This is a genomic window from Acidovorax sp. GW101-3H11, assembly GCF_001633105.1.
Lineage (GTDB): Bacteria > Pseudomonadota > Gammaproteobacteria > Burkholderiales > Burkholderiaceae_C > Acidovorax.
This window is the reverse complement of record NZ_LUKZ01000006.1, coordinates 37,142-52,637: the sequence shown is the minus strand read 5'-3', so window position 1 is coordinate 52,637 and position 15,496 is coordinate 37,142. Positions and strand designations below refer to the sequence as shown.

The window sequence follows — 15,496 nt, the reverse complement described above, 5'->3', positions numbered from 1 at the left end:
CCATCCATGGCCGCCATCCACATCACCGACATCGAAGCCGCCATCAACCACTGGCGCAAGCGTGCGCCCTCGCCGGATGGCGTGGCACTGGCGCCCGAGATCGAGGCCCTGGGAGAGGCGTATGCGCTGATGGTCTACCACCGCCAGACCACCATCGGCGAAGGCGACCTGCCCGCACGCGCGCTGGCCGCATGGCATGCCTGGTACGACACGACCCCCGACACCCCCTGCATCGCCATCTGCTCCACCAGCCAGGGGGACGACCTGTGCAAAGGCTGCGGGCGCACCTTCGATGAAGTGCAGCACTGGCCGGCCATGAGCCCCGTAGAAAAGCGCGTGGTGTGGCGCCGCATCACCCTGGAACATTCTGCGTGGCGCTTCAACCGCTACGCCGAACGTGCGGCCGAGGGGGCCTCCACACACCCACCACCCGCGCCCTGAGGCCGACAAAGGCAGGGGCTGTACGCCAACCCCGGCAGCGGCTATGGTGGAGCCATGCTGCGCCTGACCCAAGCCCCCAACATCGCCATCGCCACGCTGTGGGCCGACCTGCTGTGCGAGGCCGGCATGACGGCGTCGGTGCAGCGCCAGTACCTGGGTGCCGCCGCCGGGCACCTGCCGCCCGACCAGTGCCTGCCCGAGATCTGGCTGGATTACGAAGAACACGCCACCCGCGCACGCGCCCTTTTGCAGGAATTGCAGACCCTGCCGCAGCGCCACTGGGCCTGCCGCTGCGGCGAAATTGTGGAGGGCGGCTTCGAGCAGTGCTGGCAATGTGGCGCGCTCATGCCACGGGACTGAAACTAAAACCTGAAACGCCTGCCCGCGCATGCAGGCCCCTGGGCACGCAGACAGCCTAAATGCTATTAATTTAATAGCAATAAAGGCATGTCTATCGCGCGGCGAAGGCCTTTTTCAGCCTAAGAATCTACTTCCAGCGCACGGGCTCCACATGCACACTGCCCAAGGTGCTGCTCAGGGTGATGGCCCCTTCCTGCACCGTGGCCTGCAGCTGCATGCTGCGCTCGGCCAACTGTGCCAGCGCCTGCGATGCCTCGGTGGGGATGCGCCAGACCTGCAGCTTGTCCAGCCGCGACAGCTTGCTTTCGATGCCCTTCCACCAGATCTCCGAAGCGTGGTTGAAGCAGTAGACGATCACGGAGTCGGCCTTGCTGCAGGCCTTGGTCAGCGGCTTGTCCTCAGGCTGGCCCACTTCGATCCACACGCGCTTGCGGCCCGTGAAGTCGGTGAGGGACGCGTCCGGGTCATCCGGGTCCGACAGACCCGCACCAAACGCCAGGGTGGCGTCGCCGTTGCACAGGTCATTGAGCTGGTGCGCCTGGATGGCCAACGCAGCCAGCCTAACCATCATGCGCTCGTCGGTCTCGCTGGGGTGGCGTGCCAGCGTGAGCGCATGGTCGGCGTAGTAGCCGTGGTCAATGTCGGCGATTTGCAGGTTCGCCTTGAAGATGGTGGATTTGATGGCCATGCAGCCTCACTACAAAATAAATAGCTGCCAGCGCTTGCCAGATGCGCGCCAGTGGCCAAAATACTTCAACAATCCGGCAGCATAGGCGACCGGCAGGGGCCACAAGCCAGCAACACCGAGGATCCGGATTTGCCCAGTCACGGTTTGCGCCTCCAAGGGAGGCGCGCAGCGCCTCGGAGGGTCAGGCCCGGCGTGCCAGCTCGGCCGCCTTGCCCACGTAGCTGCCGGGCGTCATGGCCAGCAGGCGGTCTTTTTCGGCCTGGGGGATTTCCAGCGAGTTGATCAGCCCGTGCAGCGCTTCGGCCGTCACGGTCTTGCCGCGGGTCACTTCCTTGAGCTTTTCATAGGCGCCCTGCACACCAAAGCGGCGCATCACGGTCTGGATGGGTTCGGCCAGCACTTCCCAGGCGGCGTCCAGGTCTTCGGCCAGGGCCTCTTCGTTAATTTCCAGCTTGTTCAGGCCCGTGAGCAGCGAGGCGTAGGCCAGCGTGGCATAACCCAGGGCCACGCCCATGTTGCGCAGCACGGTGCTGTCGGTCAGGTCGCGCTGCCAGCGGCTGATGGGCAGCTTTTCGGACAGGTGCTTGAGCAGCGCGTTGGCCAGGCCCAGGTTGCCTTCGGCGTTCTCGAAGTCGATGGGGTTGACCTTGTGCGGCATGGTGCTGGAACCAATCTCGCCCGCCTTCAGCCGCTGCTTGAAGTAACCCAGGCTTACATAGCCCCAGATGTCGCGCGAGAGGTCGATCAGGATGGTGTTGGCGCGGGCTACGGCGTCGAACAGCTCAGCCATGTAGTCGTGCGGCTCGATCTGGATCGAGTAGGGCTGGAAGGTCAGGCCCAGGCCCAGGGGCTCGGGCGTTTCGATGACCTTCTTGCTGAAGGCTTCCCAGTCAAACTCAGGCCAGGCCGACAGGTGGGCGTTGTAGTTGCCCACGGCGCCGTTCATCTTGCCCATGATCTTGACGGCGGCGATCTTGTCGCAGGCCGTCTGCAGGCGCATGACCACGTTGGCCATCTCCTTGCCCACCGTGGTGGGGCTGGCCGTCTGGCCGTGGGTGCGGCTGAGCATGGGCACGTCGGCAAAGGCGTGGGCCATTTCGCGCAGCTTGAGCACGATGCGGTCCAGGCCCGGCAGCACAACCTGGTCGCGGCCCGAGCGCAGCTGCAGCGCGTGGCTGGTGTTGTTGATGTCTTCGCTGGTGCAGGCAAAGTGCACAAATTCAGAGGCCTTTTCCAGCTCGGGGCGGGCTTCGAACTTGCTCTTGATCCAGTATTCGACCGCCTTCACGTCGTGGTTGGTGGTCTTTTCGATGTCCTTGATGGCGGCTGCGTCGGCTTCAGAGAAGTTCTTGATCAGGCCCAGCAAGTAAGCACGTGCTCCGGTGGTGAGCGGCTTGAATTCAGCAAAGCCCGCATCCGACAGCGCAATGAACCAGGCCACTTCCACCTGCACGCGGCGGTGCATGTAGCCGTGCTCGCTCATGATCGGGCGCAGGGCGGCAAGTTTGGTGGCGTAACGGCCGTCAAGCGGCGACAGGGCGGTGATGGTGGACAGGCTCATGGCGCGCAATTGTAGGCGGGGTGTGTAGGCGCCACGCATCAGTCAGGCTCACGCCGGGTCGCTGTCGATAGAATCAAACCCGAATTGTTCAGCTTATCCCGCGCACTGGAAGACACACCATGAAATTGATCGGAGCCACCGCCAGCCCCTACGTGCGCAAGGTACGTATCGTGATGGCTGAGAAAAAGCTCGACTACCAGTTCGTGCAGGAAAACGTCTGGGCTGACGACACCCACATCGCCACCTCCAACCCGCTGGGCAAGGTGCCCTGCCTGGTGATGGAAGGCGGCGAAGCGGTGTTTGACTCCCGTGTGATCGTCGAGTACCTGGACACCCTATCGCCCGTGGGCAAGTTGATCCCGTCGCAAGGCCGCGAACGCGCCGAGGTCAAGACCTGGGAGGCGCTGGCCGACGGCGTGATGGACGCCGCCATCCTGGCGCGCCTGGAAGCCACCTGGGCCCACCGCAAGGACACCGAACGCAGCCAGACCTGGATCGACCGCCAGCTGGTCAAGGTGAACGACGGCCTCAAGTCCATGAGCCAGGGTCTGGGCGACAAGCCGTATTGCAGCGGCATCCACCTGAGTCTGTCCGACATCGCAGTGGGCTGCGCCCTGGGCTGGCTGGAGTTCCGCTTCCCCGACATCGCCTGGCGCAGCGAGTACCCCAACCTGGGCAAGCTGCTCGACAAGCTGATGGTGCGACCGAGCTTTGCAGATACCAAGCCTTCCTGAGCAGCCAGCGCAAGCAGCCCGGGTTGGGTAAAGACCCCGCGCCGGGCTTGCCGTATGCTTGGGCGCTTATGAACGAAATGGTTCAAAAACCTTCGAAGCCCGGCGATGTGCGGGCCACTCGCCAGCGCGCTGCGCGCGAGGCCGCCACCACGCCCGGTGCCGACCGGGTCCGCGTCAACGACCCCGACCGCACCATGGCCAACATCCTGCAGGTGGCCACGGCGGAGTTTGCCGACAAGGGCCTGGCCGGGGCGCGCATCGACGAGATCGCGGCATTGACCAGCACCAGCAAGCGCATGATCTACTACTACTTCGGTAGCAAGGAAGGTCTGTATGTGGCGGTGCTGGAGGAGGCCTACCGGCGCATCCGGCGCATCGAATCGGAGCTGCACCTGGAAGACTTGGCGCCCGAACAGGCCCTGCGCACGCTGGTCGGCTTCACGGTGGACTACCAGCTCGCCAACCCCGACTTCATCCGCCTGGTGATGAACGAGAACATGCACCGGGGCGAGTTCATCAGCAAGTCGGCCACGATCCAGGAACTCAACATCCCCGTCATCCATGCCGTGCGCGATGTGTACCAGCGTGGCGTGGCGGCGGGCGTGTTCCGCCCCGACGTGGACCCGGTGGACCTGCACATGTCCATTTCGGCCCTGTGCTTCTTCAACGAGGCCAACCGCCACACCTTTGGCGCGATCTTCAAGCGCTCGCTCGACACCCCAGCCGCCACGGCGCAACGCCGTGAATCGATCATCGAGATGATCGTGCGTTTTCTGCGGCCCTGACCCTCCCGGCCCGGGCGCACACCTGCCCGCGTCAAAAAGCTCCTCATCGGCACCCTGCGTGCGCGCCGTGCATGGCTGCGTGCTGCCATGACCAACCATGCAGGGTTTGCACCTAGATCAAATACTAACCAGTTCGTACAAAATTCTTCCAGCGTTTCAATACAACGACTGGAGACACCATGTTTGCACTGGCCGACCGCGTGCTGCGGGGATACACCCGCGTGCTGGATGCCCTGTCCGGCCTGTGCCTGGCGGTGATGGTGGTGCTGGTGTTTGGCAATGTGGTGCTGCGCTACACCCTGAACTCCGGCATCACCGTGTCGGAAGAACTCTCGCGCTGGCTGTTTGTGTGGCTGACCTTCATGGGCGCCGTGGTGGCGCTGCGCGAACACGGCCACCTGGGCACGGACGCGCTGGTGTCGCGCCTGCCCGCTTTGGGCAAGAAGGCCTGCCTGTTGCTGGCACAGATCGCCATGCTGTACGTGTCGTGGCTGCTGCTCAGTGGCAGCTGGGCCCAGATGCTGATTAATTGGGACACCGAAGCCCCCGTGACCGGCGCCTCGGTGGGCATCTTCTACGCCAGTGGCGTGCTGATGGGCGGGTCGGGCATCGCCATCCTGCTGCACGACCTGCTGCGCACGCTGTTCGTTCCGCTGGCGGAGCACGAACTGGTCATGGTGCAGGAGAGCGAAGAACTGGCGGCCCTGGCGCACCGCCCTGCGGGCGCCGACGCATCCCACGAAGCGCCCGGCAGCCACCGCCCCTGAACCCTCCGCACAGGCTCTCCACCATGACCGTCACCATCTTCCTCGGCTCCCTGCTGCTCGCCATGGCGATCGGCATTCCCATCGCGTTTGCGCTGCTCATCAGCGGCGTGGCGCTGATGTGGCATTTGGACCTGTTCGACGCGCAGATCCTGGCGCAGAACGTCATCAACGGTGCCGACAGCTTTCCGCTGCTGGCCGTGCCCTTCTTCATGCTGGCGGGCGAGATCATGAATGTGGGCGGCCTGTCCAAGCGCATCGTGAAGCTGGCGCTCACACTGGTGGGCCATGTGCCCGGCGGCCTCGGTTATGTGGCCATCATGGCCGCGGTGATCCTGGCCGCCGTGTCGGGCTCGGCCGTGGCCGATGCCGCTGCGCTCGCATCGTTGCTGCTGCCCATGATGGTGGCAGCGGGCCACAACAAGGAGCGCTCGGCCGGGCTCATTGCATCGGCCGGCATCATCGCCCCGGTGATCCCGCCGTCCATCGGTTTCGTGATCTTTGGCGTGGCGGCCAACGTGTCCATCAGCAAGCTGTTTCTGGCAGGCATCGTGCCGGGCATCCTGTTGGGGGTGGCCCTGGCCCTCACCTGGTGGTGGCTGGTGCGGCGCGAAGATGTGGCGCCCCCAAAGCGCGCCACCCGCGCCGAACTGACCGTGGCCTTGCGCGAAGCCGTGTGGGCGCTGGGCTTGCCCATCATCATCCTGGTCGGCCTGCGCATGGGCGTCTTCACCCCCACCGAAGCCGCCGTGGTGGCCGCCGTGTATGCGCTGTTCGTGTCCATGGTGGTCTACCGCGAGCTGAGCTGGCACCAGCTGGCCGACATCTTCCGCGCCTCGGCCCGCACCAGCGCGGTGGTGATGTTCCTGGTGGCTGCGGCCATGGTGTCCGCCTGGCTGATCACCGTGGCCGACCTGCCCTCCAAGGTCATCGGCATGCTGGAGCCCTTCATGGGCAACCCAACGCTGCTGCTGATCGCCATCATGCTGCTGGTCATGGTGGTGGGCACGGCCATGGACATGACGCCCACCATCCTCATCCTCACGCCCGTGCTGATGCCGGTGGTCAAGGCCGCAGGCATCGACCCGGTGTACTTCGGTGTGCTCTTCATCATCAACAACGCCATCGGGCTCATCACCCCCCCGGTGGGCACGGTGCTCAACGTGGTGGCTGGCGTGGGGCGCATGTCCATGTCGCAGGTCACACGCGGCGTCACGCCCTTCATGCTGGCCCAGCTGGCCGTGATGTTCCTGCTGGTGCTGTTCCCCTCCATCGTCATGGTGCCGCTGCGCTGGTTGAGTGGTTGACCCCCATCTGCGCCCTGGCCCTTTCCTTTCCGCTCCGTTTCTGCCCCGCCTAAAAACCCAAGGAGACATTTCCATGAAGCTGCTCAAAACCCTGCTTGCCACCGCCCTGGTTGCCGCGTCGCTGCTGCCCGCTGCACACGCCCAGGAGCGCACCATCAAGTTCGCGTTCCAGAACCAGAAGGACCACCCGCAGGCCCAGGGCGCGCAAAAATTTGCCGACCTGGTGGCCGCCAAGACCGGCGGCCGCATTGCCGTCAAGCTCTTCCCCGGCGGCACGCTGGGCGGTGACCTGCAGACCGTGTCGGCCCTGCAGGGCGGCACCGTGGAGATGACCGTGCTGAACGCGGGGATCCTGGCCGCGCAGTCCAAAGAGTTCGGCATCTACGACTTCCCGTTCCTGTTCGCCACGCCGCAAGAGGCCGACGCCGTGACCGACGGCCCCTTCGGCAAGAAGCTGCTCGACAAGCTGCAGGCAAAGAACCTGGTGGGCCTGGGCTACTGGGAGCTGGGTTTCCGCAACCTCACCAACAGCAAGAAGCCCATCACCAAGGCCGAAGACATCGCGGGCCTCAAGATCCGCGTGATCCAGTCGCCGATCTACATCGACCTGTTCAATGCGCTGGGCGCCAACGCCGTGCCCATGCCTTTCCCCGAGCTGTACACCGCCATGGAGCAAAAGGCCGTGGACGGCCAGGAGAACCCGTTCTCCACCATCCTGTCGTCCAAGTTTGCCGAGGTGCAGAAGTACCTCACCGTCACGCGCCACATGTACAACCCCCAGGCCGTGATCGTGAGCAAGAAGTTCTGGGACAGCCTGAACCCCGCTGACCAGAAGGCGCTGACCGACGCGATGGCCGAGGCCACCACCTTCCAGCGCGGCGTGTCGCGCGTGCAGGCCAACGTGGCGCTGGAAGACCTCAAGAAGGCCGGCATGCAGGTGTCCGAGTTCTCGCCCGCCGAGCTGGACAAGCTGCGCGCCAAGGTGAAGCCCGTGGTGGAGAAACACAGCGAGAAGGTGGGCGCCGAGACCGTGCAAGAGGTCTATTCCACGCTGGCCAAACTGCGCGGCGGCAAGTAAGCCACCGCTGCCACCCCTGTGCTGCCGTCCGGTGAACACACCACCAGCCCGGCAGCACGCTCACCCCGCATTCCACCCGCCCCATGAGCCCCCAGCTCCTCGATCCCCCGGTCATCCCCACCACGTCCACCATGTCTTCCACTAGCCCCCGCAAGGTGCTGATCGGGCTGATCGGTGCCGGTATCCAGAAGTCGCTGTCGCCCGCGCTGCACGAAGAAGAAGCGCGCCACCACGGCATGCGCCTGCACTACCAGCTCATCGACCTGGACCGCTCTGCCTCCTCGGTGGAACATTTGCCCACGCTGTTGTCGGCGGCGCGCATCATGGGCTATGCGGGCTGCAACGTGACCTACCCCTGCAAGCAGGCCGTCATCCCACACCTCGACAGCCTGTCCGAAGAAGCGCGCGCCATGGGCGCCGTGAACACCGTGGTCATCCGCGATGGACAACTGGTGGGACACAACACCGATGGATCGGGCTGGGCCTGGGGCTTTACCCGTGCGCTGCCTGGCGCGGACCTGGGCCGCGTGGTGCTGCTGGGCGCGGGCGGTGCAGGCGCCGCGATTGCGCATGCCGTGCTGCGCCTGGGTGCACAGCACCTGAGCATCGTCGATGCCCAGCCCGAGCGCGCCGCACAACTGGCTGCCGACGTGAATGCGCTCTACGGCGCGCGCGCCGAGGCCGGAGAGATCCGCTCGGCCATGGCCAACGCCACCGGGCTGATCCACGCCACGCCCACGGGCATGGACAAGCTGCCCGGCCTGCCGCTGGATGTGGGCCTGCTGCGGCCCGCGATGTGGGTGTCGGAGGTCGTGTACTTCCCGCTCGACACCGCCCTGGTGCAGGCCGCGCGCGCGCTGGGCTGCAAGGTGTCGGATGGCGGCGGCATGGCCGTGGGCCAGGCCGTGGGGGCGTTCGAGCTGTTCACCGGCGAAGCCCCGGACGCCACCCGCATGGACGCACATTTCCGCCGCCTGGTCAGCTGCGCCCGCTGACCCTTTCCGCGCACGACAACACAAGGAGCTGAACCCATGAGCACCCCGATGGTGGCCACCCGCGAAGCGCTGGGCGACATGCCCAACCCCCTGGGCCTGCAGGGCATCGAGTTCATCGAATACGCCACCAGCCGCCCGCAGGCGCTGGGCCAGGCGTTGGAGCGTTTGGGCTTTCAACCGGTGGCGCGCCACCGCTCGCGCGAGGTGCTGCTGTACCGCCAGGGCGACATGAACATCATCGTCAACGCCCACCAGGACAACGAACGCACCGGCGTGCATGCGCCGCCCGCGCTCACCGAAACACCGGTGCTGGCCGCCATCGCCTTCCGCGTGGGCAACGCGGCCGCAGCATTTCGCCGCGTGCTGGAGCTGGGCGCCTGGGCCGTGCACACCGAGGTCGAGGTGATGGAGCTGAACATCCCCGCCATCCACGGCGTGGGCGCCAGCCGCATCTACTTTGTGGACCGCTGGAAAGAGTTCTCGATCTACGACGTGGACTTTGTGCCCATCCCCACCGTCAACCCGCGCCCGCCCGCGCTGCAGGGCCTGCACCTGTTTGGCGTGGTCCAGTACATCGGCCTGGGCCGCGCAGCGGACTGGATCCATTTCTACAGCGAGCTGTTCGGCTTCGCCGAGCTGGCGCCCGACCAGTCGTTTGGCGTGCTCACGCATGGCCGCATCCTGGCCAGCCCCTGTGGCACGCTGCACTGGCAATTGATTGAGCCGCTGGTCGATGCGCTGGATGCAGACCCCGAGGAGCTGCTGCAGCGCGTGGCCTTTGGCACGCCCGATGTGCTGGCCACGGTGCAGGCGCTGCGTGCGCGCGGGGTGGAGTTTGTGGAGTCGCCCACGGGCGTGCACACCGGCACGCGCGGCGCCCTCACGCGTGCCGATGCGGCATCACCCAGCTTCGAGCTGGTGCGCAGCGCCCGCTGAGCCTGGAGACCGCCCATGCGCCAATCCACCATGCAACGCAACGTCGCCGATTTCGGCATGGACACCATCAGCCTGGCCGGGCCGCTGGAGGCCAAGCTCGCCGCCGTGAAGGCCGCAGGTTTTGGCCAGATCATGCTGGCCGCGCGCGACATCGTGGGCCACCCACAGGGCATCGAGGCCGCCGTGCACGCGGTGCGCAGCAGCGGCCTGCGCGTGACCGGCTTTCAGGTGCTGCGTGATTTTGAAGGCCTGTCGGGCCACCTGCACAGCTACAAGGTGGACATTGCCAAGCAGATGATCCTGATGGCGCGCGACCTGGGAGCGCCCGTGCTGCTGGCCTGCAGCTCCACGTCGTCCCACGCCACGGCCGATGCCGATGAGATTGCGCGCGACCTGCGCAAGCTCGCGCTACTAGCGCTGCCCCACGGCATCCGCGTGGCGTTTGAAGGCCTCTCGTGGGGCCGCCACATCAACGAGGTGCACCAGGCCTGGGCGGCCGTGGAGCAGGCCGATTGCCCCAACCTCGGTTTGGCCATCGACTCGTACCACCAGTTCGCCACCAGCACGCCGCTCTCGGCGCTGGAAGATGTGGACCCCGAGAAGATCTATCTGGTGCAGCTGTCGGACTTCATGTGGCAGGAGACCCGCACGGTGCAGGAGCGCATTGAGACCGCGCGGCACTTTCGTGTGTTCCCCGGCGAGGGCGTGCACAGCCAGGCGCTGGCCGAGCTGGTACGCACGCTCGATGGCATGGGCTACCAGGGCGACTACAGCTTTGAAGTCTTCAACGACGACTACCAGCAGCTGCCGCTTCCCTACGTGGCGCAGCGCGCGTGGAACAGTGCGCTGTGGCTGGCTGAGGGGGTACTGCAGCGCGCCGTGCCACTGCCGGGGCACCCGCGCATCAAAACCCTGGCGTGATCCACCACCCGCCAACGATCAGCTGTTGGCGCGTTTCTTGAGCCAGCGCATCAGCGCGCCCACCACGGGCAGCTTTTCGTACAGCTCTTCGGCCGCGTCCCAGTAGTCGCGGTGCAAGCTCACCAGACCCTGTTCGTCCAGCACCAGATGCGAGGCGCCGCGCACCGTCTGCGTCACGCCCATGTGAAAGTCCTTGAACGCGAACAAAAAGTCCCAGGTCAAGAAGCACTGCTGCCCCTGCACCACGCGGCCCGTGACCACAAAACGCGGTTGTTCCAGCGCCTCGAACATGTGGGCAAAGATGCCCTGGATGGCAGTTACGCCCACGACCTCGTTGAACGGGTCCTTGAAGCGCGCCTGGGGCGCGTAGAACCGACCGATGGTGCCTATGTCGGCGGGCGACAGGCTCTCAAAAAACGCAATGACGCGCGTGACGGCTTCTTCGGTGGCGGGGGCGTTGTAAGGGGGCTGCATGGAAACTCAGAGTCCCGTGAACTTGCGGACGGCTGGAAAGTACCACCGGTAGGGCAGCAGCCGCAGCAGCTTCATCACGCGCGTAAAACGCTTGGGAAAGTGGATGTCGAACTGCCCGCGCGCCCAGCCTTGCAGGATGGCGTCGGCGGCCGCTTCGGAGGAGATGAGCGCAGGCATGGTGAAGTCGTTGCCCGCTGTGAGCGGCGTGGCCACAAAGCCGGGGTTGATCACGCTCACGCCCAGGCCCAAGTCGTGCAGGTCCAGGTACAGCGCCTCGGCCAGGTTGATGAGCGCGGCCTTGGTAGGGCCGTAGGCCAGGCTCTTGGGCAGGCCCCGGAACCCCGCCACGCTGCTGATGAGGCTCACATGGCCCGGGCGCCCCGCCTGGGCGGCGGCGAGCATGGCGGGCAACACACCAGCCAGCACATGCAGCACGCCGTTGTAGTTGATCTGCTCGTGGCGCAGCATCACGTCCAGATCGAAGTCGGTGGCGCGCATGTCGCGGTAGTAACCCGCGCAGTAGCACACCAGGTCGGGGGCACCGCCCGCCAGCACCTGCGCAGCAGCGGCCTGCACCTGGGCCGGTTCGGCCGTGTCAAAAGCCAGCGCCGTGCTGCCGGGGTGCTGCACGACAAAGGCGTTCAGCGCATCGCGGCTCCGGGCCGACACGATGACCTGCGCACCGCGCGCATGCAGCGCCGCCGCCGTGGCCCGGCCGATGCCGCTGCTGGCCCCGATGAGCCAGGCCCGGCGGCCCTGCCAGTCGCGCAAGGGAGGGTTGAGTTTCATGGTGCGCGCTTGGTGAAGGACAAGGTGATCTCGCCCAGCCGCACGCCGAATTTGCTCATGGTGGCGCGGTTGAGCATCACGCGGTCGTCGATGAGGTACATCCAGTCGTCCAGGTCCACGTGGTAGACCTTGCCGTCCACCGGCAGGGCCAGCGTGTAGTTCCAGCGGAAGGCGTTGCCGCGCGTCTGGCCGTTGGCTGGGCCCACCACATCGTCGGCAGTGCCGGTGTAGCGGCCGTCGGCATGTTTGGTCAGGCGCCAGATGCGGCGCTGTGTGGTGCCGTCGGAGTAGGTGAAGGCTTCGTCCAGCACGCCCTCGTTGCCCTTCCAGCTGCAGTCCATCACCACGGTGAAGCGTTTGACAATCTGGCCGCTGCGGTCCTGGAAGATGCCGTAGGCGTCGATCTTGCCGTTGAAATACTGGGCCAGGTCCAGCACCGGTTTTTCGCTGGCGTAGCCGTCAAGGCTCTGGCTGGCGCAGCCAGTCAGCGCTACGGGTGCAGCCACGGCGGCGGAGAGAAGAAGGCGTCTTTGCATGTGGGGCATCCCTTGAAAAATCAGGCACTGGCCAGGCCGCGCGCAGGCCGGAGCACCAGCCCATACAGCGCCCCTGCTGCCAGCAGCTTGAGCACACAGGGCAGCACGGCATAGGCCCAACCCAGGGTCTGCAGGCCTTCTTCGCTGCGTGTGCCGGGGGTGTAGCCCCACCAGCCCAGCAGGGGCAGCGCCAGGCCTGCGGCCAAAGCCAGGTTGAGCTTGGTGGCAAAGTTCCACCAGCCAAAGTAGGCGCCCTCGTGCTGGCCGCTGTCGCCCTCAGCGGCGATCACGCCCGCCAGCAGGGCGCTGGGCAGGGCCAGGTCGGTGCCCAGGGCCACGCCAGAGAGCGCGCAGACCACCAGAAAAGGCAGCACGTCACCGCGCCCGAGAAACGCGGTCCACACAAACACGGCAATCGCCAGCAGCATGCCGGCCAGCCAGGTGCGCGCCAGGCCCCAGCGCGCCACGGCGCGCAGCCACAGCGGGATGGACAGCGCTGCGCACACAAAGTAGGCCGCGAGGAACATCGGCTCCTGCGCGGGCGGAGCCTGCAACCGGTCCTGGATAAAGAACAGCACCAGCGTGGCGGGGATGGCGCTGGCAATGCCGTTGAGCATGAACACGGCCAGCAGGCGGCGAAACGCCGGGCGACCCCAGGGCCGCCACAGACTGGTGTGCTGCGGCGGCCGGTACACACCGGCGTCCTGCCGCACCGGGCGCGGCGCACGCGTCCAGTACCACCAGCCCAGCAGCAGGGCGGCGGCAAACACACTGAGCATCACCGGCAGGCCCAGCAGCGCGGGCAGCACCGATGCCAGTACCACGCCGATCAGTGCAGCACCCTCGCGCCAGGCCACGATGCGGCCACGCTGCAGCTCGTCACCGCCCAGGCGTGCGCCCCAGGACTGGTGTGCGATGCTGAGCTGGCTGTAGGCGGTGTAGGTGATGAGCAGCGCCACCAGCGCCCAGGCGACGAGCGCATCGGCCCCGGCTACCTGCGGAAAGAACAGGCTGGTCAGCCCCAGTGCCAGCACCGCCGCCGACACCGCACCAACCGCGAGCACAGCACGCACCGAGCGGCCAAACAGGTGGTCGGCCAGGCGGCCCAGCAGCGGGTCGGTGAATGCATCGAACAGCCGCGCGGCCAGCAGCACGGCGCCCAGCGTGGCCAGCGGCATGCCGAACTCGCGTGCGTAGTGGTTGGGCAGCAGCACATACAGCGGCAGCGCCACAAACGCCAGGGGCAGGCCCAGCAGCCCATAGGCCAGGCCGTGGCCGGCGCGCATGGGCGTGGTGGTGGTCATGGCTGCCCTTGGCCTGCGGTGCGGGTGGCTGCGATCAGCGCTTGCCGCAGCCCGGGCTCGGAGGTCTGGGGCGACAGCCAGATGCCAAAGAACAGGCGCGAGAACTCGGCGTCGGCCACCTCGCCCACCACACGGCCGCCCATCTTGAAGACGGCACCGGCGCCCGGCTGGTACAGGCCGAGCAAGCGGTCACCGGGTTTCACATCCGGCAAGGCCGCCTGCAGCGCCTGCTGCCAGCGGGTGGCCTGCTGCGGCGTGAAGCTGCCCACGCGGCGCATCTCTTCAATGGAGCGTTTGGCAATCGCCTCGGCCGTGAAGTTGCGCTGGTAGGTCAGCTCCAGCGCCAACGGGTGGGCGCTGTACTGGTCGGCGTCAAAACCGGGCTGGGCCCACAGGCGCGCGCGGTACACCTCGAACCCCAGGAAGCGCATGGTGCCCTGGCCCACCAGGCGCGCGCCCGCCAGCGGTGTGCTGGCGGCTGGCGACGCGCTCGCCACCCCTTCAGCCCCTTGCGCCATTGCAAAATTTGAGAAAAAAACGGCCCCTGCGCCCGCTAGCAAAGCGCTGATAGCTATGTTTTTTATAGCAATCATGCTTTCACCAGCGTGTACTGCACCAGGTCGATGTTGCGCATGGCGAACGCTGCCTCGCAGTAGGCGAGGTAGAACTCCCAGATGTGCATGAAGCGCTCGTCAAACCCCAGCTGCAGGATCTGCGCGCGCTGCGCCAGGAAGCGCTCACGCCAGCGTTTGAGGGTTTCGGCGTAGTCCTGGCCAAACGCAAATTCGTCCACCACACGCAGGCCTGCGGCCTCGGCCTCGCGGCGGAACTCGCGCGGGCAAGGCAGGCAGCCGCCGGGGAAGATGTATTGCTGGATGAAGTCGGTGGAGCTGATGTAGCGCTCGAACAGGCTGTCGTCGATGACGATGCTCTGGACGCAGGCCTTGCCGCCGGGCTTGAGCAGGCGGTGCACCGACTGGAAGTAGGTGGGCCAGTACTCGCGGCCCACGGCCTCGACCATTTCGATGGAGCAGATCGCGTCGTACGGGCCGTCCTGGATGTCGCGGTAGTCCTGCAGGCGCAGGTCGGCGTAGGGCGCCACGCCCTGCTGCACCATGCGCTTTTGCGCAAATGCGAGCTGCTCGGTGGAGAGCGTCACCCCCGTCAGGTTCGCGCCGAATTCGACGGTCGCCATCTCGGCCAACGCGCCCCAGCCGCAGCCAATCTCCAGCACCCGGGATCCTGGCTCCACCCCCGCCATGCGCAGCGCGCGGCGCACCTTGGCGTGCTGGGCCTTGCGCATGTCGCCGCCTGCATCGCCCTCGAACCAGGCGGACGAGTAGTTCATCGTGTCGTCCAGCCAGAGTTCGTAGAACGCGTTGCCCAGGTCGTAGTGGGCGTGGATGTTTTTCTGGCTGTTGGCGCGCGTGTTGCGGTTGAGCAAATGCTTGATGCGGTACAGCAGCCGCCCAGCCCAGGTGCCATAGATCACGCCTTCCACCTGCTGGCGGTTGGCGATGAAGAGCTTGAGCAGGTCGGTGAGGTGCGGCGTGGTCCAGTCGCCTGCGATGTAGCTCTCGGCAAAACCGATGTCGCCGGACTTGAGCGCGGCGCTGCACACGTTCCAGTTCTTGAGCGTGATCGCGGCCGAGGGGCCATCGCCGCGCCCGAAGTGCTGCAAGGTGCCATCGGGCAGCTGCACCGTGAGGTGGCCATGCTGCAGGCGCTGCAGCAGCTTGAGCGCTGTGCGGGCGGCAGCCGGGGTGCCTGCGGGCAGGGCCAGGGCGGTGCGGGGGGCGGTGGTGGAGTTCATGGCGGCGTTC

18 protein-coding genes are annotated in these 15,496 nt (G+C 66.2%); 10 read left to right on the top strand and 8 right to left on the bottom strand.

The window, feature by feature from the left end; genetic code table 11:
* Positions 1-6 precede the first annotated feature (6 nt).
* Positions 7-441, top strand: coding sequence for a DUF3717 domain-containing protein (locus tag A1D30_RS04955; protein WP_063459686.1), 435 nt, complete (start codon positions 7-9; stop codon positions 439-441).
* Between the two features lie 54 nt (positions 442-495).
* The gene (locus A1D30_RS04950) at positions 496-801 is read left to right on the top strand and encodes a hypothetical protein (protein ID WP_063459685.1); all 306 of its coding nucleotides are present in this window, start codon (positions 496-498) and stop codon (positions 799-801) included.
* Between the two features lie 127 nt (positions 802-928).
* On the opposite strand, the gene A1D30_RS04945 is transcribed toward A1D30_RS04950, so the two are convergent.
* Both A1D30_RS04945 and purB read right to left on the bottom strand, forming a co-directional pair.
* Positions 929-1,489, bottom strand: a complete 561-nt coding sequence (locus A1D30_RS04945) for a YaeQ family protein (RefSeq protein WP_063459684.1) — start codon at positions 1,487-1,489, stop codon at positions 929-931.
* Positions 1,490-1,670: 181 nt separating this feature from the next.
* Positions 1,671-3,050 (bottom strand): adenylosuccinate lyase, encoded by a 1,380-nt coding sequence (gene purB / locus A1D30_RS04940; protein WP_063459683.1) that lies wholly within the window; start codon positions 3,048-3,050, stop codon positions 1,671-1,673.
* A 119-nt stretch (positions 3,051-3,169) separates the two neighbouring features.
* Here purB and A1D30_RS04935 point away from each other — a divergent pair, with 119 nt between their 5' ends.
* The 8 genes from A1D30_RS04935 (at position 3,170) to A1D30_RS04900 (ending at position 10,570) form a co-directional block, all read left to right on the top strand.
* The gene (locus tag A1D30_RS04935) at positions 3,170-3,784 is read left to right on the top strand and encodes a glutathione S-transferase N-terminal domain-containing protein (protein ID WP_063459682.1); all 615 of its coding nucleotides are present in this window, start codon (positions 3,170-3,172) and stop codon (positions 3,782-3,784) included.
* Positions 3,785-3,852: 68 nt separating this feature from the next.
* A complete protein-coding gene (locus A1D30_RS04930) occupies positions 3,853-4,569 on the top strand; it encodes a TetR/AcrR family transcriptional regulator (RefSeq protein WP_063459681.1) in 717 nt (238 codons plus the stop codon).
* A gap of 179 nt (positions 4,570-4,748) precedes the next feature.
* On the top strand, positions 4,749-5,336 hold the full coding sequence (locus A1D30_RS04925; protein ID WP_063459680.1) for a TRAP transporter small permease: 588 nt from the start codon (positions 4,749-4,751) through the stop codon (positions 5,334-5,336).
* 23 nt (positions 5,337-5,359) lie between these two features.
* The gene (locus A1D30_RS04920) at positions 5,360-6,640 is read left to right on the top strand and encodes a TRAP transporter large permease subunit (RefSeq protein ID WP_063459679.1); all 1,281 of its coding nucleotides are present in this window, start codon (positions 5,360-5,362) and stop codon (positions 6,638-6,640) included.
* 73 nt (positions 6,641-6,713) lie between these two features.
* Positions 6,714-7,718 (top strand): TRAP transporter substrate-binding protein, encoded by a 1,005-nt coding sequence (locus A1D30_RS04915; RefSeq protein ID WP_063459678.1) that lies wholly within the window; start codon positions 6,714-6,716, stop codon positions 7,716-7,718.
* Positions 7,719-7,849: 131 nt separating this feature from the next.
* Positions 7,850-8,713, top strand: coding sequence for a shikimate dehydrogenase (locus A1D30_RS04910; RefSeq protein ID WP_063459743.1), 864 nt, complete (start codon positions 7,850-7,852; stop codon positions 8,711-8,713).
* A 36-nt stretch (positions 8,714-8,749) separates the two neighbouring features.
* Positions 8,750-9,649: a VOC family protein gene (locus A1D30_RS04905; RefSeq protein ID WP_063459677.1), complete on the top strand. Its 900-nt coding sequence runs from the start codon at positions 8,750-8,752 to the stop codon at positions 9,647-9,649.
* Positions 9,650-9,664: 15 nt separating this feature from the next.
* Entirely contained in the window at positions 9,665-10,570 is a 906-nt protein-coding gene (locus tag A1D30_RS04900) for a sugar phosphate isomerase/epimerase family protein (protein ID WP_063459676.1), read from the top strand.
* A gap of 18 nt (positions 10,571-10,588) precedes the next feature.
* Here A1D30_RS04900 and A1D30_RS04895 read toward each other — a convergent pair whose 3' ends face one another.
* The 6 genes from A1D30_RS04895 to A1D30_RS04870 all read right to left on the bottom strand — a co-directional run bounded on the left by A1D30_RS04895 (position 10,589) and on the right by A1D30_RS04870 (position 15,486).
* The gene (locus A1D30_RS04895) at positions 10,589-11,044 is read right to left on the bottom strand and encodes a nuclear transport factor 2 family protein (RefSeq protein ID WP_063459675.1); all 456 of its coding nucleotides are present in this window, start codon (positions 11,042-11,044) and stop codon (positions 10,589-10,591) included.
* Positions 11,045-11,050: 6 nt separating this feature from the next.
* Positions 11,051-11,833 carry an SDR family NAD(P)-dependent oxidoreductase gene (locus A1D30_RS04890; protein ID WP_063459674.1) on the bottom strand — a complete coding sequence of 261 codons (783 nt, stop codon included), beginning with the start codon at positions 11,831-11,833 and terminating at the stop codon, positions 11,051-11,053.
* Positions 11,830-12,369, bottom strand: a complete 540-nt coding sequence (locus A1D30_RS04885; RefSeq protein WP_063459742.1) for a DUF3833 domain-containing protein — start codon at positions 12,367-12,369, stop codon at positions 11,830-11,832. The genes A1D30_RS04890 and A1D30_RS04885 overlap by 4 nt, the downstream gene beginning before the upstream one ends.
* 20 nt (positions 12,370-12,389) lie before the next feature.
* Complete coding sequence (locus A1D30_RS04880; protein WP_063459673.1) at positions 12,390-13,673, bottom strand: MFS transporter; 1,284 nt, start codon at positions 13,671-13,673, stop codon at positions 12,390-12,392.
* Positions 13,670-14,191 carry a chalcone isomerase family protein gene (locus A1D30_RS04875; RefSeq protein ID WP_063459672.1) on the bottom strand — a complete coding sequence of 174 codons (522 nt, stop codon included), beginning with the start codon at positions 14,189-14,191 and terminating at the stop codon, positions 13,670-13,672. Before A1D30_RS04875 ends, A1D30_RS04880 begins: the two co-directional genes overlap by 4 nt.
* Before the next feature lie 71 nt (positions 14,192-14,262).
* Positions 14,263-15,486, bottom strand: a complete 1,224-nt coding sequence (locus A1D30_RS04870; RefSeq protein ID WP_063459741.1) for a cyclopropane-fatty-acyl-phospholipid synthase family protein — start codon at positions 15,484-15,486, stop codon at positions 14,263-14,265.
* Positions 15,487-15,496 lie beyond the last annotated feature (10 nt).